21 protein-coding genes are annotated in these 25,677 nt (G+C 66.9%); 15 read left to right on the top strand and 6 right to left on the bottom strand.

What is annotated here, in order from left to right:
• Nucleotides 1-182 precede the first annotated feature (182 nt).
• Nucleotides 183-1,583 carry an MFS transporter gene (locus tag MNQ99_RS09830; RefSeq protein ID WP_241912828.1) on the top strand — a complete coding sequence of 467 codons (1,401 nt, stop codon included), beginning with the start codon at nucleotides 183-185 and terminating at the stop codon, nucleotides 1,581-1,583.
• Between the two features lie 436 nt (nucleotides 1,584-2,019).
• Nucleotides 2,020-3,048 (top strand): CapA family protein, encoded by a 1,029-nt coding sequence (locus MNQ99_RS09835; protein ID WP_241912829.1) that lies wholly within the window; start codon nucleotides 2,020-2,022, stop codon nucleotides 3,046-3,048.
• Nucleotides 3,049-3,109: 61 nt separating this feature from the next.
• Here MNQ99_RS09835 and MNQ99_RS09840 read toward each other — a convergent pair whose 3' ends face one another.
• On the bottom strand, nucleotides 3,110-3,832 hold the full coding sequence (locus tag MNQ99_RS09840; RefSeq protein WP_241912830.1) for a type 1 glutamine amidotransferase: 723 nt from the start codon (nucleotides 3,830-3,832) through the stop codon (nucleotides 3,110-3,112).
• Nucleotides 3,832-5,142, bottom strand: a complete 1,311-nt coding sequence (locus tag MNQ99_RS09845) for a Mur ligase family protein (RefSeq protein WP_241912831.1) — start codon at nucleotides 5,140-5,142, stop codon at nucleotides 3,832-3,834. The genes MNQ99_RS09840 and MNQ99_RS09845 overlap by 1 nt, the downstream gene beginning before the upstream one ends.
• Nucleotides 5,143-5,297: 155 nt before the next feature.
• Between MNQ99_RS09845 and pdxT the strand changes: the two genes are divergently transcribed.
• From pdxT to MNQ99_RS09890, 9 genes are all read left to right on the top strand, one after another.
• A complete protein-coding gene (gene pdxT, locus MNQ99_RS09850; RefSeq protein WP_241915326.1) occupies nucleotides 5,298-5,981 on the top strand; it encodes a pyridoxal 5'-phosphate synthase glutaminase subunit PdxT in 684 nt (227 codons plus the stop codon).
• 2 nt (nucleotides 5,982-5,983) lie between these two features.
• Nucleotides 5,984-6,739, top strand: a complete 756-nt coding sequence (locus tag MNQ99_RS09855) for a YebC/PmpR family DNA-binding transcriptional regulator (protein ID WP_241912832.1) — start codon at nucleotides 5,984-5,986, stop codon at nucleotides 6,737-6,739.
• A gap of 35 nt (nucleotides 6,740-6,774) precedes the next feature.
• Nucleotides 6,775-7,326: a crossover junction endodeoxyribonuclease RuvC gene (gene ruvC / locus MNQ99_RS09860; protein ID WP_422387529.1), complete on the top strand. Its 552-nt coding sequence runs from the start codon at nucleotides 6,775-6,777 to the stop codon at nucleotides 7,324-7,326.
• 170 nt (nucleotides 7,327-7,496) lie between these two features.
• A complete protein-coding gene (ruvA, locus tag MNQ99_RS09865; RefSeq protein ID WP_241912834.1) occupies nucleotides 7,497-8,132 on the top strand; it encodes a Holliday junction branch migration protein RuvA in 636 nt (211 codons plus the stop codon).
• A gap of 28 nt (nucleotides 8,133-8,160) precedes the next feature.
• Complete coding sequence (gene ruvB / locus MNQ99_RS09870) at nucleotides 8,161-9,219, top strand: Holliday junction branch migration DNA helicase RuvB (protein ID WP_241915327.1); 1,059 nt, start codon at nucleotides 8,161-8,163, stop codon at nucleotides 9,217-9,219.
• Nucleotides 9,220-9,359: 140 nt separating this feature from the next.
• A complete protein-coding gene (gene yajC, locus MNQ99_RS09875) occupies nucleotides 9,360-9,806 on the top strand; it encodes a preprotein translocase subunit YajC (protein WP_241912835.1) in 447 nt (148 codons plus the stop codon).
• A 112-nt stretch (nucleotides 9,807-9,918) separates the two neighbouring features.
• Nucleotides 9,919-11,646: a protein translocase subunit SecD gene (gene secD / locus MNQ99_RS09880; protein ID WP_127512681.1), complete on the top strand. Its 1,728-nt coding sequence runs from the start codon at nucleotides 9,919-9,921 to the stop codon at nucleotides 11,644-11,646.
• Entirely contained in the window at nucleotides 11,646-12,638 is a 993-nt protein-coding gene (gene secF, locus MNQ99_RS09885; RefSeq protein ID WP_241912836.1) for a protein translocase subunit SecF, read from the top strand. Before secD ends, secF begins: the two co-directional genes overlap by 1 nt.
• Before the next feature lie 307 nt (nucleotides 12,639-12,945).
• A complete protein-coding gene (locus tag MNQ99_RS09890; protein WP_127512679.1) occupies nucleotides 12,946-15,156 on the top strand; it encodes a RelA/SpoT family protein in 2,211 nt (736 codons plus the stop codon).
• Between the two features lie 83 nt (nucleotides 15,157-15,239).
• On the opposite strand, the gene MNQ99_RS09895 is transcribed toward MNQ99_RS09890, so the two are convergent.
• The 3 genes from MNQ99_RS09895 to MNQ99_RS09905 all read right to left on the bottom strand — a co-directional run bounded on the left by MNQ99_RS09895 (nucleotide 15,240) and on the right by MNQ99_RS09905 (nucleotide 18,512).
• Nucleotides 15,240-15,854, bottom strand: coding sequence for a type IV toxin-antitoxin system AbiEi family antitoxin (locus MNQ99_RS09895; RefSeq protein WP_241912838.1), 615 nt, complete (start codon nucleotides 15,852-15,854; stop codon nucleotides 15,240-15,242).
• A gap of 98 nt (nucleotides 15,855-15,952) precedes the next feature.
• The gene (locus tag MNQ99_RS09900) at nucleotides 15,953-17,656 is read right to left on the bottom strand and encodes a DUF349 domain-containing protein (RefSeq protein WP_241912839.1); all 1,704 of its coding nucleotides are present in this window, start codon (nucleotides 17,654-17,656) and stop codon (nucleotides 15,953-15,955) included.
• 64 nt (nucleotides 17,657-17,720) lie between these two features.
• The gene (locus MNQ99_RS09905; protein WP_241912840.1) at nucleotides 17,721-18,512 is read right to left on the bottom strand and encodes a peptidylprolyl isomerase; all 792 of its coding nucleotides are present in this window, start codon (nucleotides 18,510-18,512) and stop codon (nucleotides 17,721-17,723) included.
• Nucleotides 18,513-18,705: 193 nt separating this feature from the next.
• Between MNQ99_RS09905 and hisS the strand changes: the two genes are divergently transcribed.
• Nucleotides 18,706-20,055 carry a histidine--tRNA ligase gene (gene hisS, locus MNQ99_RS09910; RefSeq protein ID WP_241912841.1) on the top strand — a complete coding sequence of 450 codons (1,350 nt, stop codon included), beginning with the start codon at nucleotides 18,706-18,708 and terminating at the stop codon, nucleotides 20,053-20,055.
• A 49-nt stretch (nucleotides 20,056-20,104) separates the two neighbouring features.
• Here the strand turns inward: hisS and MNQ99_RS09915 are convergent, their stop codons facing one another.
• Complete coding sequence (locus MNQ99_RS09915; RefSeq protein ID WP_241912842.1) at nucleotides 20,105-21,355, bottom strand: APC family permease; 1,251 nt, start codon at nucleotides 21,353-21,355, stop codon at nucleotides 20,105-20,107.
• A 209-nt stretch (nucleotides 21,356-21,564) separates the two neighbouring features.
• Here MNQ99_RS09915 and aspS point away from each other — a divergent pair, with 209 nt between their 5' ends.
• From aspS to MNQ99_RS09930, 3 genes are all read left to right on the top strand, one after another.
• Nucleotides 21,565-23,367, top strand: coding sequence for an aspartate--tRNA ligase (gene aspS / locus MNQ99_RS09920; protein ID WP_241912843.1), 1,803 nt, complete (start codon nucleotides 21,565-21,567; stop codon nucleotides 23,365-23,367).
• A 94-nt stretch (nucleotides 23,368-23,461) separates the two neighbouring features.
• Nucleotides 23,462-24,079: a GNAT family N-acetyltransferase gene (locus MNQ99_RS09925; protein ID WP_241912844.1), complete on the top strand. Its 618-nt coding sequence runs from the start codon at nucleotides 23,462-23,464 to the stop codon at nucleotides 24,077-24,079.
• A 116-nt stretch (nucleotides 24,080-24,195) separates the two neighbouring features.
• A complete protein-coding gene (locus MNQ99_RS09930; protein ID WP_241912845.1) occupies nucleotides 24,196-25,626 on the top strand; it encodes a replication-associated recombination protein A in 1,431 nt (476 codons plus the stop codon).
• Nucleotides 25,627-25,677: the final 51 nt, after the last annotated feature.

Raw genomic sequence — 25,677 nt, forward strand, 5'->3', positions numbered from 1 at the left:
GTGGTCCTCCCTCATGGGTGCGCCGGTGGCGACTAGTGTCACCGGAGACTCGGCCCACTCCCGGTAAGTCTTGTCCGGCCGGGGCCGAGTTTCCTCATCCTTTCTGGGTGATCCTGACTGCTCTCATCCGCCGTATTTTGGGCGCTAGTGGCGTATTTCCCAGGCGATGACGGGACACGAACATGACTGAGCAGAAAGCGCGTACTCAGGCGAGGGGCGTATTGCTCCCACTCGCACTCGCGCAGTTCATCTGCAGCTTCGCAGGCTCGAACATGAACGTGATGATCAACGATATGAGCGAGGACCTCGACACCACGGTGCAGGGAATCCAGGTCGCTATCACCATCTTCCTGCTGGTCATGGCCGCGCTGATGATCCCCGGTGGCAAGCTCACCGACCGCTACGGTCGCAAGCGGCTGTTCCTTCTCGGACTCATCATCTATGGCGTCGGCGCACTGATCAGTGCAGTCGCGCCCGGTCTCCCCGTGCTGATCCTGGGCAACTCAATCCTCGAAGGTGTCGGCACCGCGCTCCTCATCCCGCCGGTCTACATCCTGACAACCATGCTCTTCCACGATCTGGGCTCCCGGGCGAAGGCGTTCGGAGCGATCAGTGCCGCGGGAGGCGTCGGATCCGCGGCCGGCCCGCTGATCGGTGGCCTGATCACCTCGGCGATCAGCTGGCGCGCGGCGTTCGTCTTCCAGGCCCTCATTATCGTGGTGATCGCGCTGCTCAGCCGCAGCCTCAAGGATCCCGTTCCCCCGGATCCAACCCGTGAGTTTGACGTGCGCGGAGCGGTCCTCTCTGCCGGCGGCCTCATCCTGATCGTCATGGGGATCCTGGCCGCAGACAACAGCCTCTGGTTGATGCTGGTCATGATGGGCGCCGGCGCGCTGGTGCTGGTGGGCTTCTTCGTGTCGGTGCGGGCGAAGGAGCGTTCAGGGCACGAACCCCTGCTGTCACTCAGCCTGTTCCGCAACCGCACCTCGAACCTTGGGATGATCACGCAGAACGCGCAGTGGCTGATGCTGCTGGGATTCTCCTTTGTGGTCGCCAGCTTCCTGCAGGTAGTGCGCGGCTACAACGCCATCGAGACCGGCGTGATCTTCACTGCCGCGACGATCGGCCTTCTGGCGTCGTCGTTGGCCGCCGGGCCCCTGTCCAAGAAGTTTGCGCAGCGGACGCTCATTATCACCGGTTTTGCGCTCACCGTCGCCGGCATGTTGCTCGGGCTTTGGATTGTGCAGGGCACTCAGGTCGCCTGGGCATTCGCGCCCGGTTTGCTGCTCACCGGCCTGGGCGTCGGCTTGATGCTCACTCCTTCGGTGAACGTGGTGCAGTCCAGTTTTCCCGAGTCTAAGCAGGGCGAGATCTCAGGGCTGTCCCGAAGTGTCTCCAACCTTGGCTCTTCGTTCGGCACGGCGATCGCGGGCACCATCCTTGTAGCCGGTATCGCGTCCACTCCCGGCCAAAACTATGCGATCTCGACGATTGTTCTGGCTGCGGTGGGTCTCATCGGCATTGCTGCGGCGATATTCATCCCCCGGAAGATTCCGACGCCGATCGCAGAGCCGGCGAGCTGACCCCGGATCTGCGCCATAGTTGGCGGCAGGAACACCCCACTGCCGCCGTGATCAGGGCCATCCGCCGGAATACACTGGCGGCATGATCGGACCGGAGACCCAAGGGCGGGGCCCAGACCTGTGGTCCAGGCGTGCGCTGGCAAAGAAGGTGGCGGCCCTGACGGTGACAGCCCTGCTGCTGGCCGGTTGTACGGGCGCTCCGGACGGCGGACGTACGGGCCAGAGCGGCGCGGCGGGAACGGCACCCGCAGCGGAATTAGCGGGGCCGGGCGCGAAGGGAAGCGGCACTGAGGGAAGCGGCGCAGAAGGGAGCGGCACTCAGGGGCGCGCCGCCGCGGGGGAGGCACCGCCGTCGTCCTCCACAACGGAGCCCGCCCCGGAGGTGACAGCCGGCGCGGGGCCGGACTGTCCGGGAAGCCGCTGCGCCACGGTGGCGATGACCGGCGATCTGCTGCTGCATGAAGCGCTCTGGGAGCAGGCGGCCGCAGACGCCCGGCGCACAGGCACCCCGGGCCTGGACTTCGAACCCATCCTGGCCGCACAGCAGCAGTACCTGGACACCGCCGACCTTGCGATCTGCCAGTTGGAAACGCCGCTGGCGGACGAAGACGGCCCGTATTCCGGCTACCCGGCGTTCAACGCACCGCCGCAGATCCTCGACGCAGCGACCGCCGTGGGCTACGACGCCTGCACCACCGCCAGCAACCACACGTTCGACTACGGCACCGCCGGACTGGAACGGACCCTCGCCTCCCTGGACGCCCGCGGACTGGAGCACACCGGGTCCTATCGCAGTGAGGCCGAGTCCGGCGGCGTGCTGATCGTGGACACTCCGGCCGCGCGCGTCGCCGTCATTACCGCGGCGTTCTCGCTGAACGGACTGGTGCCGGAGGCGCCGTGGGAGGTGGACATGCTGGATCCGCAGACCATGATCGCCAAGGCCAAACAGGCCCGGGCGGACGGCGCGGACATCGTGCTGGGCGCCATCCATGCCGGCGACGAATACACGAACTATGCCAACCCGCAACAGCAGCAGACTGCCCATGCCTTGGCCGACAGCGGCGAGTTCTCGCTGATTTACGGACACCACAGCCACTCAGTGCAGCCGATGGAACGCTACAACGGCACCTGGATCGTCTACGGGCTGGGCAACAGCATCGCAGCCCACGCAACGCCCAACATCCTCAACACGGAGGGCCTGATGGTCCGCGCGCAATTTGCCCAGCATGACGTGGGCGGCACATGGGAGGTGGCAAGGCTGGACTGGCTGCCTGCCACGTTTGCCGGACCGGAGCATCGCTGGTGTCCGGTCTCGCCCGATGCCCTGGAGGCAGCGGCGGAGTCGGGGGAGTGGTGCATCTCCAAACAGGAGGATGCGGCCAGCCGGGAACGGACCAGGGCGACCGTCGAGTCGATGGGCGCCGCCGGCGACGTCGCCCATGAATGGCTGCTGGGCGACGAGTAAGGACCTGAGGGCGGGACGGGGGCCCGTTATCGATCGGGCGCAACGTAGCCGCCCGAGCACCTTAGCGGGGCCGCGCCGCCGCGTCGGTCCGGGCCTCTGACTCGTGGGGAATGTCCAGCGGCACATCGTTGAAGCTGCCATAGCGCCGTTCTGCCGCGTGCCGGATCAAAAAATCCGCCACGGCCGGGTTCTTGGGCAGCAAGGATCCGTGCAGGTAAGTGGCAATGACGTTGCGGTAACGGGCGCCCTCGGTGCCGTCCGTGCCGTTGTTGCCGTCGCCCTTGGTGACCCGGCCAAACGGCTGGACCTCGGCGCCGAGTGTGGTCAGGCCGCTGTGGTTCTCATACCCGATGATGGTGCCGAACTCGTCGCTGTCCAGCACGGTGTTGCCGATCAGCCGGGTGGGTCCGCCAACGGTTTCGACATCCAGCAGCCCGATGCCGGTGATGACCTCGCCGGTGTGGGTGGTGAACCGGTGGCCGAACAGTTGGTAGAGGCCGCACACGGCGAGCATAGGCAGGCCGTCGTCGGCCAGGTCGCGGAGCCTGCCGCCCTGGGCGAGCAGGTCGGCCTGGATCTTGTTCTGGCCCGAATCCTGGCCGCCGCCGCCCACAATCAGGTCAACCTGACCAGGAAATGTGTCGCCAGGGTTGTACTCATGCAACCGGACATCATAGCCGCGCAGGGCCAGCCGCTTGCGCAGGACCAGGACGTTGCCCCAGTCGCCGTAAATGTTCATGTCCCGCGGGTACAGCTGGAGCAGGTCGATCACGGGTGCGTCCATCAGGAGACCACTTCCACTTCGGTCAGTTTGCCCAGCTCGCGCCGCAGCGCCAGCATGGCGGTGTAGGTGCAGTAGATGCGCTTGGGCGTATCGGGACCGTCGGCGATGAACCGGTGCAGCGAGGCATTCAGGTCGGTGTCAACGCCCCCCACGGGAACGTCCTCGTAAAAAAGGCGCAGCCCCATGTCCTGGGCCCGGACACCGCTGACCTCGGCCACGCCCGTCTCGCGCAGCGAATCGAAGTCCACGTCCCAGAGCCAGGACATGTCCCGGCCATCGGCGTAATTGTCGTTGATCGCAATCATGGTCCGGGAGCCCGCAGCCGGGAACGACTTCAGCGCGAGCCGGAAGCCGGCCGGGTTCTTCACCAGGACCAGATCCAGCGGCTGGCCGTTGACGGTGAGCGATTCACCGCGCCCGAACGCCGGGGTGACGTTCTCCAGCGAGGCCAGCAGCGCCGGTTCGTCCACGGCGGGACCGAGCACCGTGCGCGCCAGCACCAGCGCCGCGGCGGCGTTGAACACGTTGTAGACGCCGGTCAGCTTCAGCTCCACCTCGATCCCGCGTCCATCCACCTGGAAGGTGGCGGCGGAACCTTCGCAGGCGGACAGCACGACCTCGGCGCGCGGCCCCTCGGGCTGGCCGCCACCGGTTCCGGCGGCCTCGGCGCCGGGAACCCCGGCGGCAACGGCGTTCCGCATCTCATCGTCGTGCGGGAACATGTGGCGCAGCTGCGGGGCCAGGCCGAAGTAGTCGATCCGGGGCGCGGTCACGGCGTTGGCCAGGGCCAGGATGCGCGGGTCTTCGCGGTTGAGCACCACGGCGTCGGTGGTGGCTGCGGCGATCTGCCGGAGGAATCCCGCCGTCGTCTCGATCTCGCCAAAACGGTCCAGTTGGTCCCGCATCACGTTGAGCAGCAGGCTGTAGCGCGGCCGAACCAGTTTGACGAAGTGCACGGCGTGGGCCTCGTCCAGCTCCAGCACCGCGATGTCCGCATCCAGCCGGCCGCGGGCGTCCGAATCGCCCAATACCGAAGCCACTACACCGCGGGTGAAGTTGCTGCCGGTGCGGTTGGTGAACACCTTCAGGCCCTGGCCCTGCAGCAGTTCCACCACCATTTTGGTGGTGGTGGTCTTGCCGTTGGTCCCGCTGATCACGACGACGCCGCGCGGCAGCTTGCCGAGCGTGCGGGGCAGGAACTGCGGATCGATTTTCTCGGCCACCAGGCCAGGCAGCGCGGAGCCGCCGCCGCGGAGCCTGGCTACCGCCTTCACGGCCTTTCCGGCAACGGTCGCAAGGAGGTGTCGCATGAGTAGAGACTATACAAGCCGCCGGCACCGGCCCACCGACGTCCCCGGCGGGCTGTGGCGTGCCGCACAGCAGCGGCCGGCGCGGTTTAACACCGCAGGACCGGTTGGTATTACTGTTTTTCCGTACGGCCGCCACGCGTGCGGCCCGATGCCGAATCCGAGGAACCTTCACCGTGGTCACGATTGGTGTGCTCGCCCTGCAGGGCGATGTCCGCGAACACATATCCGCCCTGGAACACAGCGGCGCCACAGCAATGCCGGTGCGCCGGCCGGGCGAACTGGATGCCGTGGATGGACTGGTTATTCCCGGCGGGGAGTCCACAACGATCGACAAGCTCACCCGGATTTTCGAGCTGGCCGATCCGCTGAAGAAGCGGATCGAGGCCGGCATGCCCGTCTACGGTTCCTGCGCCGGCATGATCATGCTGGCCCAGGAGATCGCGGATCCCGCCACCGACCTCAAGGGCGAGCCCCAGCAGACGCTGGGCGGCCTGGACATTACGGTGCGGCGTAACGCCTTCGGCCGGCAACGTGAATCGTTTGAAACGGATCTGGACTTCCGCGGGCTGGAGTTCAGTGCACCGTCCCCGGACCAGAATCCGGCGCCCGTGCACGCCGTCTTCATCCGCGCGCCCTGGGTGGAACGGGTGGGCGAGGGCGTGGAAGTCCTCGCCACGGTGGAACCCTCGGAAGCCTCCCGCACGGCGACTTTGCGCGGTACAGCTAGAATTGTGGCAGTGCGTTCGCGGCATTTGCTGGCGACCTCTTTCCACCCGGAAGTTACGGGGGAGCGCCGGATCCACGAACTATTCATCCGCATCGTCAGAGGAGAAGCGTAGGAATGGCCGGACACTCCAAGTGGGCCACGACCAAGCACAAGAAGGCAGTCATCGATGCCCGACGTGCCAAGTCGTTCGCCAAACTGATCAAGAACATTGAAGTTGCAGCCCGCAACGGCGGTGCCGACGTGTCGGGCAACCCGGCTCTGGAACTGGCCGTCCAGAAGGCCAAGAAGACGTCGGTGCCCAACGACAACATCGATCGCGCCGTCAAGCGCGGCGCCGGCCTCACCGGCGAGACCATCGACTACACCGAGATCATCTACGAAGCCCGTGGCCCGCAGGGCTCCGCCGTACTGATCGAGTGCCTCACGGACAACAAGAACCGTGCCGCTTCCGAGGTCCGCCTGGCCATCACCCGCAACGGTGGCACCGTGGCAGACCCCGGGTCGGTCTCCTACATGTTCGCCCGCAAGGGCGTGGTCTCCCTGCCCAAAAACGAGCTCACGGAGGACGACCTCCTGATGGCGGTGCTGGATGCCGGCGCGGAGGAAGTCAAGGAACACGGCGAGAACTTCGAGGTCCACTCCGACCCCACCGACCTGCGCGCCGTGGTGGCCGGCTTGGAAGAAGCCGGTATCGAGTACGAAACGGATGAAATCGAGTTCGTCTCCTCAATGGCCGTAGAGCTCGACGCCGACGCCGCGCGGAAGTTCCTGAAGCTGGTCGACGCCCTAGAGGATCTGGACGACGTGCAGAACGTCTACTCCAACACCGATATCGGCCAGGACGTCCTCGCTGAACTCGAGAACGACTGACACCGGTCAGCGGGTCGGCAACCGCCTTGCGGGTGCTGGGCGTGGACCCCGGCCTGACCCGGTGCGGCCTGGGCGTGGTCGACGTCGAGCCGAACCGCCGCTCCACCCTGGTGGAAGTGGGCGTCGTCGGGACCACTCCGGACATGCCGCTGGAACTGCGCCTGCTGAAGATCGCCGAGACCATCGACGAATGGCTTGATGCCCACGCACCGGACGTGCTCGCCGTCGAACGCGTCTTCAGCCAGACCAATGTCAGCACTGTGATGGGCACGGCGCAGGCCTCCGGTGTGGTGATGACTGCAGCAGCGCGGCGGGGGATCGCCGTCGCGCTGCACACGCCCACCGAGGTGAAAGCCGCGGTCACCGGCAACGGCCAAGCGGACAAGGCAGCCGTGACCAAAATGGTGACCCGGATTCTCCGGCTGGACACCCCGCCGCGTCCGGCCGATGCCGCGGATGCGTTGGCGTTGGCGATCACTCACGCGTGGCGCGGCGGTGCGGCGAAGCCGGCCGCGGGCGGCGGCATGACGGCTGCCCAGAAGCTCTGGGCGGAAGCCGAAGCAAAGGCCAAGCGCAACCACCGCTGAGCTGCCCCGGAACGGCCCGGCGCGAAGGGTGCCAAGGGGTGTGGCGGTTGCCGGTAATGTCGGCGCCGCCACGTAAGCTATTCGTAAATATGTTCGGACAATCCCTCCCGTGCTCCGGTCCGGGAGGCGGACTCCGGGCAGCAGCCAGTGCCGGAATTGGGAGTTGGATCATGATTAGCTCGTTGCGCGGCGTCGTCGCCCATGTGGGGTTGAACTCGGCCGTGATCGACGTCAACGGATTCGGCATGCTCGTCCAGGCGACGCCGCAGACCCTTGGCACGCTGTTCATCGGGCGGGAAGCCCAACTGGCCACCACCATGATTGTGCGCGAAGACTCCATGACTCTGTACGGGTTCGAGGATGCGGCGCAGCGCGAAGTCTTCGAAACCCTCATCTCGGTCAGCGGCGTCGGTCCGAGGCTGGGCCTGGCGGCACTGTCGGTGCACTCGCCCGAAGCCCTGCGGATCGCCGCTGCCGACGGCGACAACAAGGCGTTCAGCAAGGTGCCCGGCATTGGGCCGAAGCTCGCCGGCAGGATCGTGCTGGAACTGGCCGGAAAGCTGGTGCCTACCGGCGAGGTGGCTCCGCAGCAGGCGGCCGGCTGGAAAGGCCAGGTGCAGCAGGCCCTTTCCGGCCTGGGCTGGTCGGACAAGGACGCCGCGGCGGCCGTGGACACCACCGCCGACGAGAATCCGGAGGCAGCTGCGGCCGGGCATGTGGGCGACTTGCTGAGGCTGACGCTGCGGCGGCTGGGCCAGGACGGTGCCCGGACCGGCTCGGCCCGGCGCACCGCGGGAGTGAAGTAGCGTGCCCGAGGATGCCGGGGAGAGCCGGCTGGTCTCCACCGCGTCGGAGGCCGAAGAGCGGGCCGTCGAATCGGCGCTGCGGCCCAAGAACCTGGATGATTTCGTCGGCCAGGCGAGAGTCCGGCAGCAGCTGTCGCTGGTGCTGGAAGCCTCCCGGATCCGCGAGCGGACGGCCGACCATGTCCTGCTGTCCGGTCCGCCCGGGCTGGGCAAGACCACGCTGGCCATGATCATCGCCGCGGAAATGAACGCGCCGCTCCGGATCAGCTCCGGTCCGGCGATCCAGCACGCGGGTGATTTGGCGGCGATTCTGTCCTCGTTGACCGAAGGGGAAATCCTCTTCCTCGATGAGATCCACCGGATGTCGCGTCCGGCGGAGGAAATGCTGTACATAGCCATGGAAGACTTCCGGGTGGACATCGTGGTGGGCAAGGGGGCAGGCGCTACGGCCATCCCGCTTGATCTGCCGCCGTTCACGCTCGTCGGAGCCACCACGCGGGCCGGACTGCTCCCGGGTCCGCTGCGCGACCGGTTCGGGTTCACCGGGCACTTGGAGTTCTACGCTGTCGAAGAGTTGGAACTGGTGCTTCGCCGCTCGGCGATGCTTCTGGACCTCAAGGTGAGTTCCGCAGGGTTTGCCGAGATCGCCGGCCGCTCCCGCGGCACGCCCCGCATCGCCAACCGTTTGCTCCGCCGGGTCCGGGACTGGGCCTTGGTGCACAAGATTGACGAAATTGATTCCAGTGCCGCAGCGGCTGCACTGGACATGTACGAGGTCGACGAGCGTGGCCTGGACCGGCTGGACCGTTCGGTGCTGACGGCACTGATCACCAAGTTCGGTGGCGGGCCGGTTGGACTGTCCACGCTGGCCATTGCTGTCGGTGAGGAAACCGAGACGGTGGAGACCGTAGCCGAACCGTATTTGGTCCGGGAAGGGCTGCTGGGCCGGACGCCCCGCGGGCGGATCGCCACTGCCGCCGCCTGGCAGCATCTGGGGCTGGCGGTGCCGGACCATCTGGCCGCAGGGCAGGCCGGTGACCTGCTCGCGGAACTGCTGGAGCCGGACACGGATTTCGCCGATAACTGAAGTGGCCGTGTAAGCGCCGTCACCGCGTAGAATGGTAGGAACGTGCGGAGTGCCCCGTTCCGTGAGGAACCCGGCAGGCTGCGTATACGGTCCGGAATCTCCTGCCGGTCCGCCCCAGACTTCTAGGACGGAAATTTCCTGTGTTCGTAAATCTCTTCGCTGCTACCAATACCCAGCAGCAGTCCGGCGGTGGCATCGATGTGATGACCATCGGCCTGTTCGCTGTTTTTGCGCTGCTGATCTTCTTCATGTTCCGCAAGCAGAAGAAGGTCCAGGCCCAGATGCGCGAAAAGACTGAGCGTCTCAAGGAACAGATGGTTCCCGGCACCGAGGTCATGACCCAGTTCGGTCTCTTTGGCACCGTCGTTTCCGTCGACGCCGACAACAACAAGGTGGTCCTCGAGCTGTCTCCTGGCAACACGGCCACGGTGCACACGCAGGCAGTGAACGAAGTGGTGACCCCGGAGACCCCCGAGGTGCCGGACGATGCCTCCTCGCTGACCGCTGAGCGGGCCGACCGGTCGGAGGAAACCGCCGAGGAGACCCTGAAGCGCCTCAATGAAGAGCAGAACAAAGACACCAAGTAGGCCAGCGACGGCTTAGCCGCATCGGCGTGCAGTGGCGGGGCATGCCCCCGCCACTTCGCCGTGTACCGGCCGGTTCCGCCGGCCGCCTGAGTCGATGAGAGAAAGATCTTCCATGGCACGAACCGGTTCCACCAGCATTGCTCGGCGGACACTTATTTGGCTCGGCGTGCTGCTTGCCGCCGGTACCGTCATCCTCGGCAGTGGTGTCTTCACCAACCAAGCGAGCTGGGCGCCAAAGCTGGCGCTCGACCTTGAGGGCGGCACCCAGATGATCCTGGCCCCGAAGGTCCAGGGCGCCGGAGGCGAGATCACCGGCGAGCAACTGAACCAGGCCGTGGAGATCATCCGCCAGCGCGTTGACGGCTCCGGTGTGGCAGAAGCGGAGATCACCACGCAGTCCGGCCGCAATGTGGTGGTCAGCCTGCCCGGCATTCCGGACCAGCGCACCCGCGAACTGATCCAGGCGTCAGCCGACATGGAATTCCGACCGGTCCTGACCTCAGCGTCGGGTGCGGCTGTTCCCGAAGCAGAGCGGACACCGGCGAAGGATATTCCGAAGCCGACGGCCAAGCCTGAGGACTTCAGCGACCCGAATTGGATCACGCCCGAGCTCTATCAGGAATTCGAGGCGCTCGAGTGCCTTGACCCGGCCGCTGCGGCAGACGAAACCCAGCCTGCTGACCCGGCCAAGCCGATGGTGGCCTGCGAACCGGATACCGGGATGAAGTACATTCTGGGCCCGGTGGAAGTACCTGGCACCGACATCTCCGATTCGAGCTTCGGCCAGACCCGCGGACAGCAGGGCCAGACCCTGAACCAGTGGGCAGTCAACATCGAGTTCAACGGCGAAGGCACCCGGACCTTTAAGGCCGTCACCGAACGGCTGTTCGGGCTCTCCGGTGCACGCAACCAGTTCGCTATTGTGCTGGACGGCAAGGTCATCTCAGCTCCGACGACCAACGCCGTCATCCCGGACGGCAAGCCGCAGATCACCGGCAACTTCACCGAAGAGTCCGCGCGCGGCCTTTCCGAACAGCTCAAGTACGGCGCGCTGCCGATCAGCTTCGAGATCCAAAGCGAGCAGCAGATTTCCGCGACACTCGGCGCCGACCAGTTGCGGATGGGCCTGATCGCCGGCGTCATTGGCTTGGTGCTGGTCGCAGGCTATTCAATCTTCCAGTACCGGGCGCTCGGCTTCGTCACGATCGCGTCGCTGGTGGTGGCGGGCCTGATCACCTATCTGGCGATTGCGATTTTGGGTTGGACCGAAAACTATAGGCTTTCGCTGGCCGGTGTCGCCGGCCTGATCGTGGCCATCGGCCAGACGGCCGACTCGTTCATCGTCTACTTCGAACGTATCCGCGATGAATTGCGTGAGGGCAGGGGCCTGGTGTCCGCGGTGGACAACGGCTGGAAACGTGCCCGGCAGACCGTGTTGGCCTCCAAGGCAGTGAACCTGCTGGCCGCCGTCGTGCTGTACTTCGTGGCCGTGGGCAACGTGCGAGGGTTCGCCTTTACGCTGGGCCTGACTGCGGTGGCCGACCTTCTGGTGGTCTTCCTCTTCACCCACCCGACCATGGTGCTGCTGGCAAAGACGAAGTTCTTCGGCGAGGGCCACCGGTTCTCCGGCCTGGATCCGCGCTTGCTGGGTGCGGTGCCGTTGTACCGAGGGGCTGGACGCGTCCGCCAGCCGGGCGAACGCACAGCGCCGGTCCGTGCCAAGAACACCGCGGCAGCTGCCGAAGCGGGCCGCCGCCAGACCATCGCCGAACGCCGTGCGGCCGAGAAGCAGCAGGCGACCAGCGGCGCAGGCCGCGGCGCCAACAAGGAGAGCAACTAATGGCCAACTTTGCTAAATGGGGTAACGACCTCTACACCGGCAAGCGCTCCTATGATTTTGTCGGCAAGTACAAGGTCTGGTTCGCCATCGCCGTCGTCGGCATTCTCCTGTCCATCGTGGTGCCGTTCGTCAAGGGCGGCTTTAACCTGGGCATCGATTTCCGCGGCGGTTCCGAGTTCACGGTGTCCAACGTTCAGAACACCGACGCCGGACCCGGCGAAGCTGCCGTGGCCAAGGTTGCCGCGGAGGCCGACCCCCGGGTGACCAACATCGCGCCGGGCACCATGCGGATCCAGACCGAGCGGCTGGACGACGAACAGACGCTGCAACTGCGCGATGGGCTGGTTGGCGCCTATGGCGTGCAAGCCAACGAAGTGACCTCCTCGTACGTCGGTCCCACCTGGGGCGCAGACGTGACCCGACAGGCGCTCTGGGGCCTGGTGGTGTTCGTTGTGCTGGCGGCCTTCATGATGGCGCTGTACTTCCGGACCTGGAAGATGTCCATCTCCGCGCTCAGCGGGCTGGTGGTGGTGCTGCTGCTGACCGCCGGCATCTACTCGCTCAGCGATTTTGAGGTAACGCCGTCGGCGATTATCGGCTTCCTGACCATTCTGGGGTACTCGCTCTACGACACCGTGGTGGTCTTCGACAAGATCCGTGAGAACACGAAGGACTTGGACAAGTCCACCAGGCGGACGTTCGCGGAGGAGGTCAACCTCGCCGTGAACCAGACCCTGGTCCGGTCCATCAACACCTCCGTGGTGGCGGTCCTGCCGGTTGCCGCCATTCTGTTCATCGGCGCGTTCGTCTTGGGTGCCGGAACGCTGAAGGACCTGTCGCTGGCGCTGTTCATCGGCATCATCATCGGCGCCGCCACCACCATCTTCATCGCCGCGCCAATGTACGCGCGGATCCGGGCGAAGGAACCGGCGCTGGTCAAGCAGGCCCAGCGGGTGGAAGAACGACGCCGCAACGAGGCCGTCACCGTCTGACCCGGCTCTGCCGCGGTCGCCGTCTGGCGCCGCTCCGAGTGCCGGGTAGCACCAGCGGGCATAGACTGGACGTTGCGGAACAACGTTGAGTGGGTGCTTCGGCTGGCGGGCGGAATAATCGGCGCCAGCGGTAGTGCCAGGACAAGTCGGAAGGCGGGCAGGATTGGCCGAGAACCTCAGGTCGACAGAGCAGGCCAGTGATAGCGGCGCGAAGCCGGATCCTGGTTCTGCTATGGTGCCTGCGGCCAAGGATGCTCCGGCTACTGCACCGGTCCGACATGCGTTCCCCGGCCGCCGGGAACGCACCATGTCCCGGCTGGCCCGGTTGGCCGGCAGGGGCGGATCCGGCTATTCGCCGATCCTCGAGCCGCTGTTGCGCACCGTGCGGGCGAACAATCCGCGCGAGGACTTCGATCTGATCCAGCGGGCCTTCGTGGTGGCCGAGCGCAGCCACCGCGGCCAGAAGCGCAAGAGTGGCGATCCGTACATCACGCACCCGGTGGCCGTGGCCACCATCCTGGCCGAACTCGGTATGACCGGGACGACGCTGGCCGCTGCGCTGCTCCACGACACCGTCGAGGACACGGAATATACCCTCGACACTCTGAAGAAAGAGTTCGGCCCAGAGGTCGCAATGCTGGTGGACGGCGTCACCAAGCTGGACAAGGTGCAGTTCGGTGATGCGGCCCAGTCGGAGACCGTGCGCAAAATGGTCGTGGCGATGGCCAAGGACATCCGCGTTCTGGTGATCAAACTGGCCGACCGGCTGCACAATGCCCGGACCTGGCGCTTCGTGTCCCCGGAGTCTTCCGCCAAGAAGGCCCGCGAGACGCTGGAGATCTTCGCGCCGCTGGCCCACCGGCTGGGCATGAACACCATCAAATGGGAGCTGGAAGACCTCTCGTTCGCTGCCCTGCATCCCAAGGTCTATGAGGAGATCGTACGGATGGTGGGGGAGCGCACCCCCGAACGCGAGAAGTACCTGACCACCCTCCGCACCAAGATCGGCGATGATCTGCGCGCGGTCAAGATCAAAGCCACGATCACGGGCCGGCCGAAGCACTACTACTCCATCTATCAGAAGATGATTGTGCGGGGTAAAGACTTCGACGACATCCACGACCTGATGGGCATCCGCGTGCTGGTGGACACCGTCCGCGACTGCTACGCGGCGTTGGGCGCCCTGCATTCGCGGTGGAACCCGCTGCCCGGCCGGTTCAAAGACTACATCGCCATGCCCAAGTTCAATATGTACCAGTCGCTGCACACCACGGTGATCGGCCCGGGCGGCAAGCCGGTGGAAATCCAGATCCGTACCCACGAGATGCACCGCCGCGCCGAGTACGGCGTTGCTGCGCACTGGAAGTACAAGGACATTGCCCGCGGCGGCACGGCCGACGGCGGTGACATGGGGTGGCTCCGGAGCCTGATCGATTGGCAGCAGGAGACCAGTGATCCGGCCGAGTTCCTGGACTCCCTCCGGTTTGAGATTAACGCCAAGGAAGTCTTCGTCTTCACACCCAAGGGCGAAGTCATGGCCCTGCCGGCGGGATCGACGCCGGTGGACTTTGCCTACGCGGTGCATACCGAGGTAGGCCACCGCACGATCGGCGCCCGGGTCAACGGCAAATTGGTGCCGCTCAACAGCGAGCTCAACCACGGCGACTGGGTGGAGATTTTCACCTCCAAGGCGGAGGGCGCCGGCCCGAGCCAGGACTGGCAGGGCTTCGTCAAGAGCCCGCGGGCGCGGAACAAGATCCGCCAGTGGTTCACCAAGGAGCGCCGCGAAGAGGCGATCGAAAAGGGCAAGGAACATCTCACCCGGGCCATGCGGAAGCAGAACCTGCCGCTGCAGAAGATGATGACGCATGACGCGTTGATGTCGGTTGCCCAAGAACTGCATCACGCCGATGTGTCTGCGCTGTATGCCGCGGTGGGCGACGGCCATACCTCCGCGCAGAACGTCATCGAGCACTTGGTGGGCCTGCTCGGCGGACAGGAAGCTGTCGAGGACACCGAGCCGTCCATTTCGACCGTGGTCAAGCGGCCCAAGCATCCGGACTCCGGGGTCACCGTAGTAGGCGTGGGCGATGTCTGGGTCAAGCTGGCCCGGTGCTGCACGCCGGTTCCGCCGGATCCGATCGTCGGATTCGTCACCCGCGGTTCGGGTGTCTCCGTGCACCGTTCCGATTGCCGCAACGTGGCGGAGCTGCGGGAAAGCCCTGACCGCATGGTCGACGTCGCCTGGGCGCCCACCCAGTCCAGCGTCTTCCTGGTGGAGATCCAGGTGGAGGCGCTGGACCGCAAGAGCCTGCTCTCCGACGTCACCCGCGTGCTGGCCGAGAACCACGTCAACATCCTCTCCGCGACGGTGCACACCTCAAGCGACAGGCTGGCCATCTCGCGGTTCTCCTTCGAGATGGGCGACCCGAAGTACCTGAGCCACGTGCTTAGTGCCGTCCGGCGCATCGACGGCGTATACGACGTCTACCGCACCTCGGGGTCACAGCGCCGCTGATTGAATGCTGAAGCTGTCCCCGGGCGGTGTGCGGTGGGGCGTCCGGCGACGGCGCCGCAGGCAGCGCCGCGCGTGAGGTCCGGCTACGGCCCCGCGCTCATCGCTGCGCCGATACGCTGCAGCGCCCGGGCCTTGCCCGGCAATCTGGGCCTGGCCTCGATCGCCTGCCGAATGACGTCCAGCTGGCAATCGAGTCCCTTGCTTCCGGCCAGCGCGCTCAAGACGCGGACCGCATCCTGTTCCGGAGCGTGCAGTGCCACGTCCAGAGCGGTCCTCAACGGGGTACTGACCGGGACCCCGCCGATGGTCACCGTATCCAAGGGGCCCAACGTCACTTCATGGATCATGGCCGGGCGATAGCGGCCCTGCGAGATTGCCCGATGCCGGTGGTCCAGCAGTACCGAGAGCTTTTCGGGTTCCGGGGCGCAGCCGTAAACCCACGCAGCCGTCAACCTCCCCAGCACCACCTTCCGACGGACCTGCTCGGGCAGGCTGAAGAAGGCGGCAGCCGCGCGGTGCCGGGGCGTGATCTGGTCCCATGGCAACGCAAACCCCGAGCCATAGACGTTGACCAAGAGGCCGTCCAGCCGCATGCACTCGAGTTCGCTGCGACTGAATGGATGCCCGGGACGCAGTACCGCCGACGGTGCCTGCGCCGTAGATGCTGCCGGCGAGGCAGGGGATAGGTGAAGGACCATGCCAGCCAGCATGCCAAATGGCACCCGACAGCCGAAGGGACCGGGAGCGCTTTGTGGAAAGCGTCCCCGGCCCCTGGGGGTTGTGTAGGGCTTAGCTGCTAGGAGAAGTCTTCAGCAGAGCGCTGAAGGGTGTCCAGCCACTGGCGGCGCGCATCCAAGGCCTCGCGTGCCGCGGTGATCCGCCGCTGGTCTCCGGCCCGTTCGGCCTCGGCCAGATCATCCTCAAGCCCGGCAATGGCGGACTCGAGCTGCGACAGTGCGCTGTTGGTACGTGCCTTGGTTTCCGGGTTCGTCCGTCGCCAGTGGTCGTCCTCGGCAGACTTGACGGCATCCTCGACCTTGCGCAGGCCGGCGTCGATCCGCTGCATGTCGCCGCGGGGAACCTTCCCGGCTTCCTCCCAGCGATCGCGGATCGACTGCAAGGACTTCTTGGCCGCGGCCAGATCGGTCACGGGCAGCAGCGCCTGCGCCTCGGCTACCAGCGCCTCCTTAACCGCCAAGTTGGCGGAGAACTCCTGGTCGATCGCCTCATTGGCGGACTGGCGTGCAGCGAAGAACTTGTCCTGGGCCGCACGGAACCTGGTCCACAGGGCGTCATCATCCTTGCGGCTAGCGCGCTTGGAAGCCTTCCAGTCGTCCATCAGTTTGCGGTACTCGGCGGCGGTGTGACCCCAGTCAGTCGAGCTGGACAGCTCTTCCGCACGGGTGATCAAGGCTTCCTTGGCAGCCTTGGCCGCGGCGTTGTCGCTGTCCAGTTGGCTGAAGAATGCGCGGCGGTGCCGGTCAAAGACCGTGCGGGCCGAGCGGAATCGCTTCCAGAGAGCGTCCTCGGTGCTGCGCCCCAACCGGACGCCGTTCTTTTGGGCGGACTTCCAAGCGTCGAAGAGCTCGTTCATGCGCGCGCTGCTGGTCTTCCACTGCACCGACGACGGTTCCTTGCCCGCAATCTCCTCGGCCTCGGCGACGATGGCCTCCCGGGCAGCCAGCTCAGCGGCCCGCTGGGCCTCCTGGCCGGCCTTCTCGGCCTTCTGCAATTCGCTGATGGCAGTCCCCAATGCCTCCAGCCGGGCCTCCAGCGCGGGCACGTCGCCCACCATGTGGCGCTCGGCTGTCTGGGCCTTCAGATGCTCCAGCGTCTTGTGCATGTCGGTGGACGGGGCCTTGGCTTCCACACGCTGCTCCAGCAGGGCTGCCTGGGCCGCGACGTCGTCGTACTTGCGCACAAAGTACGCCAGCGCCTCGTCCTTGCTGGTGTCCGGATACTGCCCGACCGGGTGTTCCTGGCCGTCGATCAGCAGGAACACGTGCCCGTCGTCGGTTACCCGGGCCCACTTGGACGCCTCGGACAACGGCGTGGAGGCGACCGTCGGGGCAGGGATGACTTGCTGTGCCGGAGCGCCAGCACTCTTTCCGGGCATGGCGGCCGGCGTCGGCTTCGGTCCGGGCATGGGCCTCGGTGTCGGCTTGGCGGCCGGGCTCGGGGCGCCGGCGGAAGCGTCGGGGACAGCCTGTGCCGCGTCGGAGGATGCCTGCTGCTCGGCAGTTGCGGTCTCTGGCGCTACAGCCTCAGCGGCTTCCTGAGCCTGGTCGGTCTGCGCCGGCTCAGCCTGCGGCTGCTCAGCCGGGGCCTGCTCGGACGGGGCCTGCTCAGCCTGCGGCTGCTCGGACGGGGCCTGCTCAGCCTGCGGCTGCTCGGACGGGGCCTGCTCAGCCTGCGGCTGCTCCGCCGGTGCCGGAGCGGCCGCGGCCTGTTCGGTCTCGGTGGTCGGGGCTGTTTCGTCGGATTGTTGACTAGGTGTCACCGCTAGAACTCTTTCGCTTGTGTCCGGAGCCGCCTGTTGTGGCGGCGCCGTCGTGGTGTTGGGCTCACTGAAGGGTGAACGACTTTATTGTTACCGGTATTTTAGGCGGGCCGTCCTGGCTATTGGCATCCTCGACGCCGCCGGCCGCAATCTGCTTGAGCACGTCCAGCCCTTCGGTTACCTTACCCATAATCGTGTAGCCGCCGGTATCTTGCGGGATCGTCGAATCCTTCCACGCAATGAATAATTGCGTCCCGTTGCTGTAGGTGTTCGCGCCGCGCGCCACGGCAATAGTGCCTGCCGGGTAGACGCCGTCCTCGGGGGTGTTCTCTACCGGACCCCACTGGTATTCGGGATCGCCGCTGCCGGCGCCGTCCACTGAACCGCATTGGAGCACGCCCATGCTGGTGGCCGTGGTGAGCCGGTGGCAGGTCTTGCCCTCGAAGAATCCGTCCTTCGCCAAGGTGCTGAAGACCGCCGTCGCCTGGGGAGCGGCCTTGCCGTCCAGTTCCACGCCGATGTCGCCTTCATTGGTCGCGATGGTGCCGCTGAAAACCTTGCCCGCGGCGACCTCCGGCGAGGGGATGTGGGCTGCGTTGGTAGAGGACGACGGCGAGGGCGCGGCTGCGGGGTCCTCGAGGCCTTGGCGGACCTGTTCCATTTGGGACGGAGTGGGGTTTGCGGCGAAGACGGTGAGCTGGACGGCCACGGCACCGGCTATCAACGCCGCGAGGGCCACGCCGGCGGCAATGTTGTCCCGCTTGCGCCGCGCCTGCTGCTGCCGGCGCAGGTCGCGCTTGGCTTCCATCCGGGCAATACGCCGCCGGGCCTCACGGTCCGGACTGTTCCGTGCCAATGCTCCTCCTGGTCTACGCTGACTGGGTCCACCCCGCCGGCGGGGCCGCACCGGCAGGGCGGTTTGGTTCCGCTGCCGTGGCAGGCCTTAAAATGGTCCAGCAGCCAGTTTAGCGATTCAGTCCGCTGCGCGGTCGCCGGCTTCAGAACGACCAGCCCTTCTTGACCCCTCATCTACTAGGAGATACGTCCGTATGGCACGCAAGGCCTCGCTGTCAGGCTTCCCGGAATGGCTTCCGCAGGAGAGGCTCGTGGAACTTCATGTGCTGGATTCCCTGCGCCGGACTTTTGAGCTGCACGGTTTCTCCTCCATCGAGACGCGCGCCGTCGAAACCGTGGCCCAGTTGCTGCGCAAGGGCGAGATCGATAAAGAGGTCTACGGCCTGCACCGGCTGCAGGCCGACGAAGCCGAGGGCAAGGGCGATGACAAGCTGGCCCTGCACTTCGACCTCACCGTGCCGTTCGCACGCTACGTGGTGGAGAACGCCGGCCACCTGGCCTTCCCGTTCCGCCGCTACCAGATCCAGAAGGTCTGGCGCGGGGAGCGTCCGCAGGAGGGCCGCGCCCGGGAGTTCACCCAGGCGGATATCGACGTGGTGGGCGACGGCGAGCTGCCGTTCCGCTACGACGTGGAACTGGCGCTGGTGATCGTCGAGGCCCTCAGCGCGCTGCCCATCCCGGACTTCAAGCTGCGCGTGAACAACCGCAAGCTCGCCGAGGGCTTCTACCGCGGCATCGGCCTGACCGATACCGCCGGGGTCCTGCGCAGCATCGACAAGCTGGAGAAGATCGGCCCCGAAAAGGTTGCCGCGCTGCTGCAGGAAGAACTCGGGGCCACCGACGAACAGGCGCAGGCTGCGCTGAAGCTGGCCTCCATCCGCACCGAGGACACGTCCTTCGTGGATCAGGTGCGGGCCCTCGGCGTCCAGCACGAACTGCTGGAGACCGGCCTGGCCGAGCTGGAGGAAGTCATCGGCGAGGCGCACCGGCGAGCCCCCGGCAAGGTGATGGCCGACCTGAGCATCGCCCGCGGACTGGACTACTACACCGGCACCGTCTACGAAACCGTGCTCGTGGGCCATGAGCAGCTCGGCTCCATCTGCTCCGGTGGCCGGTATGACGCGCTGGCTACCAAGGGCAACCGCACCTTCCCCGGCGTCGGGCTGTCCATCGGCGTGACCCGGCTGGTGATGCGGATCCTGGGCCAGGAGTTCGCCACCGCGTCGCGGCATGTCCCGACGGCGGTGCTGGTCACCTTGGCGAATGAAGACAGCTGGTCGCAGGCCCAGGACGTGGCCGGCCAATTGCGTGAACGCGGCATCAGCGTGGAAGTGGCCGCCAAGGCGGACAAATTCGGCAAACAGATCAAGTACGCCGACCGCCGCGGCATCCCGTTCGTCTGGTTCACCTCCGTGGCCGAGGATGGCAGTCACAGCCACGAAGTGAAGGACATCCGTTCCGGCGACCAGCACGCTGCCGATCCAGCCAGCTGGGCGCCGCCGGCCGAGGACTTGGTTCCGCAGGTCACGCCTGCCGCCCACTGACTCCTGACGTCCCCGGCGCCGGGCAGCAGACCGCCTTGCTGTCCGCCGCTTAGGCTCCGGGCCGACGGCGGACCGGCGCCAGGGCGGCGCGGCCGATCACGCCGGCGCCGAGGACCACCACCATCAGCACCACCGAGCCAACCGGCAGCGTGAACGCCAGCAGCAGGCAACCGAGAAGCCCGGCAACGTTCAGCAGCTTGGGCGCATGCCACGGTCGCTCGTCCAGAGTCAGGGCCGCGGCATTGGCGACGCTGTAGTAGATCAGCACTCCGAAGCTGGAGAAGCCCACCACGGCCAGCACGTCCTGGGTGAGCAGCAGGAAAATGACGACGACGGAGACCACCAGTTCCGCCGCCCACGGAACCTTAAAGCGCGTGCCCACCTTGCTGAACACCCGGGGCAGGTCGCCTTCCCTGGCCATGGCAAAGGTGGTCCGGCCGATGCCGGCGATCAATGCCAGCAGCGCGCCCAGGCTCGCCAGGGCGGCGGCCATGGCGATCGCAGTGGTGCCCACGCCGCCGCCGACTTCCTCCATCACCGCGTGCAGAGGGGCCTCGGTCATCGCCAGCAAATCCGGTCCGAGATAGCGCAGCAGGCCCAGGCCGATCAGCACGTAGAGCACGAACGTGATGAGCAGGGCGGAGAAGATGGCCAGCGGAATCAGCTTCTTTGGTTCGCGGATTTCTTCGCCCATGGTCGCAATCCGTGCGTAGCCGGCGAACGCGAAGAAGAACAGCCCGGCGGCCTGCAGGACTCCGTAGGGGGAAAATTCGGTTGCCGTTGCAGGGCCACCGATGGGATCGGCGTCGAACGCCACCACGACCACGAAAACCAGAATGGCGGCCACGAAAGCCACGATCCAGCGCGTCACCCAGGCGGTCCTGGTGATGCCCAGCAGGTTGACCGACGTCAGCACCACTACCGCGGCCACGGCGGCGGCGGTGGCATAGTCGGGGAAAACGTAGATGCCGAAGGTCAGTGCCATGGCCGCGCAGGAGGCAATTTTGCCGGTAACGAAGCTCCACCCGGCCAGGAAACCGGGCCATTCGCCCAGGCGCTTCCGGCCGTAGATGTAAGCGCCGCCGCTGGTGGGGTAGAGGGTGGCCAGTTGCGCCGTCGCGCTGGCATTGCAGTAGGCCACAATGCCGGCGATGGCCAGCGCCAGCGGCAGCCACGGCCCGGCGGCTGCGGCGGCCGGAGTGAAGACGACGAAGACGCCCGCACCGATCATGGAGCCAACGCCCACGGTGGTGGCGTCCACCCCGCCCAGCCGGCGTTCCAGCGATGATTCACTACTCACAGATGCCACAGCTCCTTGCTGCGGGCCCGCGGGGTCCCCGGCCCCGCCGGGCCGCTGGGGCCGCATGGCCGGAGTTCGGGTCCGGGACGCCGCGTGATCAACGGTAAACTCGTGTACGTCTCCACTAACCATAGCCGTACCCCGCCGCCGCATCAGGTTAACAACAGCGGGCGGACAGCTGAGCAATTCGTTCTACCGGAAGGACTGTTGTGCTGCGCACACACGACCTCGGCACCCTCAGGGCCGAGCACATCGGACAAACCGTTACCCTCGCCGGCTGGGTGGCCCGCCGCCGCGACCACGGTGGTGTGGCCTTCCTGGATTTGCGCGATGCCTCCGGTGTGGCGCAGGTGGTGGTCCGCGAAGAGGACGTCTTCCATGCGCTGCGCAACGAGTACGTGCTGCAGATCAAAGGCACAGTGGAGAAGCGCCCCGAGGGCAACGAAAACCCGGGCCTTGCCAGCGGTGAGGTAGAGGTCATCGCGGAGGACGTCGTCGTCCTCAATACCGCCGACCCGCTGCCGTTCCAGGTGGACGAGCACGTGGAAGTGGGCGAGGAAGCCCGGCTCAAGCACCGCTACCTGGACCTGCGCCGGCCCGGCCCGTCGAAGGCACTGCGGTTGCGTTCGGAGGTCAACCGGACGGCACGCGAACTGCTGCACGCGGACGGATTCGTGGAGATCGAAACCCCGACGTTGACCCGCTCGACGCCGGAAGGCGCCCGTGACTTCCTGGTGCCGGCACGACTGGCCCCCGGCTCCTGGTACGCGCTGCCGCAGTCCCCGCAGCTGTTCAAGCAGCTGCTGCAGGTGGGCGGCTTCGAGAAGTACTACCAGATTGCCCGCTGCTACCGCGACGAGGACTTCCGCGCCGACCGGCAGCCGGAATTCACCCAGCTGGACATCGAGGCCAGCTTCGTGGACCAGGACGACATCATCGCGCTGGGCGAGCGGATCGTGCAGGCGCTCTGGCGGCTGATCGGCGTCGAAATCAGCACCCCGATCGCCCGCATGACCTACGCCGAGGCGATGGACAAGTACGGCTCGGACAAGCCGGATCTGCGGTTCGGCCAGGAACTGACCGAGCTGACCGACTTCTTCAAGGACACCACCTTCCGCGTCTTCCAGGCCCCTTATGTGGGCGCCGTGGTGATGCCCGGGGGTGCCTCGCAGGCCCGCCGCACACTGGACGCCTGGCAGGAATGGGCCAAGCAGCGCGGCGCCAAGGGCCTTGCCTATGTGCTGGTCCAGGAGGACGGCGAGCTGACCGGCCCGGTGGCCAAGAACCTGACCGACTTCGAACGCGAGAACCTGGCCGGCACCGTGGGCGCCAAGCCCGGTGACTGCATCTTCTTCGCCGCCGGCGACCGCTCCGCCTCCCGCGCCCTGCTCGGCGCCGCCCGGGTGGAAATCGGGCACCGCACCGGACTGATCAAGGACGGCGACTGGGCCTTCGTGTGGATCGTGGACGCGCCGATGTTCGAGCCGGCCGAAGCCGCCGTGGCCTCCGGCGACGTGGCCGTCGGCTCCGGCAAGTGGACGGCAGTGCACCACGCCTTCACCTCGCCCAAGCCGGAGTTCATAGACACCTTCGACACCGATCCGGAGTCGGCGCTGTCCTATGCCTACGACATTGTCTGCAACGGCAACGAGATCGGCGGCGGCTCCATCCGTATCCACAAGCGCGACATGCAGGAGCGCGTGTTCAAGGTGATGGGGCTGGACAAGGAGTCGGCGCAGACCAAGTTCGGCTTCCTGCTGGAGGGCTTCAAGTACGGCGCCCCGCCGCACGGCGGCATCGCGTTCGGCTGGGACCGCGTGGTGGCGCTGCTGGCCGGCGAGGATTCGATCCGTGAGGTCATCGCCTTCCCGAAGACCGGCGGCGGCTACGATCCGCTGACCGCGGCCCCGGCCGCGATCACGCCGCAGCAGCGCAAGGAAGCGGGCGTGGACGCCATACCGCAACCCAAGGACCCGGCCAAGGACTCCGTCAAGGAGCCCGAGGCCAAGTAACCCGGCACCGAGCCGGCATCGCTTTCGGCACTGACGGACGACGGCGGGCGCGCACCTATTGTGGTGCGCGCCCGCCGTGTTGTCTGCTGGGGGCATGACTACGGACACCGGCGCCGACGTTGCGATCGTGCCTGCGAATGAAACGTCCTGGGAGGAACTGCAGAAGGTTCTGGGTGTTCGCGGCGAGGCGTCCCGCTGCCAGTGCCAGTGGTTCCAGACCCCGGCGGCCCAGTGGCGGGAGGAGCACGTGGAGGAACGGGCGTACCGGCTCCGGGCCGAGACCGGCTGTGGTGATCCGGCGGCCGCTTCCTCCAGCGGCCTGGTGGCCTATCTGGACGGTGAGCCGGCCGGTTGGTGCGCGGTGGAACCGCGGACGGCTTACCGGCGCCTGCGGACCAGCCGGGTGGTGTGGGCCGGCCGCGACGAGGATCCGGACGACGGCACCGTCTGGGCCGCCGTCTGCTTTGTGACCCGGGCGGGTTTCCGGCGCCGCGGTATCAGCCGGGCGCTGGCCGCGGCCGTGCCGGGCTGGGCAGAGGAGAACGGTGCCCGCGCCATCGAAGGGTATCCGCTGATCCCGAAGCCCGGGCAGGAAATGACCTGGGGCGAACTGTACGTCGGGAGCCGCAGCATCTTCGCCGCAGCCGGTTTCCGCGAAGTCAGCCGCCCGACCGCCCGCCGGGCCGTGATGCGGATCGACTTCGAGCAGTAAACCGGACGGCCATCCTGACGCGGGGAGGGCGCCGCAGGCTGACCGGCACCGGCCCGGGGATGGAGCCGCGGAAGGTGCCGGCGGAGCAGGGCAGATGAACGGATAGCCTTGACGGTGTGAGTGATTTGTTCAGTGCAGCCGCGGACGACGACGAAGACTACGACGGCGGGGGCGACGGCCACGGCCACAACGCGGCGTCCGGCGACGGCGGCGAACCCACCCGTCCGCGCAGCCCGCTGGCGGTCCGGATGCGGCCGCGCACGCTCGATGACGTGGTGGGCCAGCAGCACCTGCTCCAGCCCGGGTCGCCGCTGCGCATGCTGGCGGCCGGCGGAGCGGCCACCGGGCCGGCGGGACCGTCGTCGGTCATGCTCTGGGGTCCGCCCGGCACCGGCAAGACCACGCTGGCGCACGTGATCGCCCGCGGCCCGGGCCGCAAGTTTGTGGAACTCTCCGCGATCACCGCCGGCGTCAAGGATGTGCGCCGCGTGATGGACGAGGCGCTGACCGCCCGCGACCTGCACCGCACCACCACGGTGCTGTTCCTGGACGAGATCCACCGGTTCAACAAGGCACAGCAGGACGCGCTGCTGCCGGGCGTCGAAAACCGCTGGGTGGTGCTGGTCGCCGCCACCACGGAGAACCCGTCGTTCTCGGTGGTCTCGCCGCTGCTGTCCCGTTCGCTATTGCTGACCCTGAAGCCGCTGACCGCCGATGACGTTGAGCAGCTGCTGATGCGCGCGGTCCAGGACGAGCGCGGGCTGGCCGGCCGGGTGGAGCTGAGCGAGGAGGCGCTGGAACACCTGGTCCGGCTGGCCGCCGGCGACGCCCGCCGCGGCCTGACCTCGCTGGAGGCCGCCGCGGGCGTGGCCTGGGGCGAGACCGGCGGGGAAGGCGAAGACGGGGCCCCGGTCCGGGTGGAACTCAGCCACGCCGAGCGCGCCACGGACCGTGCCGCCCTGCGCTACGACAAGGCAGGGGACCAGCACTACGACATCACCAGTGCCTTCATCAAGTCCATGCGCGGCTCCGACGTGGATGCCGCGCTGCACTACATGGCGCGGATGCTGGAGGCGGGGGAGGACCCGCGCTTCGTGGCGCGCCGGATCATGGTCCACGCCTCCGAGGATGTGGGGATGGCCGATCCCACGGCGTTGCAGACGGCGGTCGCCGCCGCCCAGGCCGTCCAGTTGATCGGCATGCCGGAAGCCCGGCTGGTGCTGGCCCAGGCCGTGGTCCACATCGCCACCGCGCCGAAATCGCCGGCCTGCCACGACGCGATCAACGCCGCCGTGGCGGACGTCCGGGCGGGGCGCGGCCAAGGGGTTCCGGTCCACCTGCGCGACTCCCACTACGCGGGGGCCAAGGGGATGGGCCACGGCAAGGGCTACGTGTATTCGCACGACGCCCCGCACGGGATCGCCACCCAGCAGTACGCGCCGGACGACCTGGTGGGCCGGGACTACTACGAACCCACCACCAACGGCGCCGAACGGGAGATCTCGGCCCGGGTGGACCGGCTGCGCAAGATCATCCGCGGCGGATAAACACCAAGTGCCGGCAAGTAACGACGGCGATGCGAGGCTCGGTGCCCCCTG

This window comes from Arthrobacter sulfonylureivorans (assembly GCF_022637435.1).
Lineage (GTDB): Bacteria > Actinomycetota > Actinomycetes > Actinomycetales > Micrococcaceae > Crystallibacter > Crystallibacter sulfonylureivorans.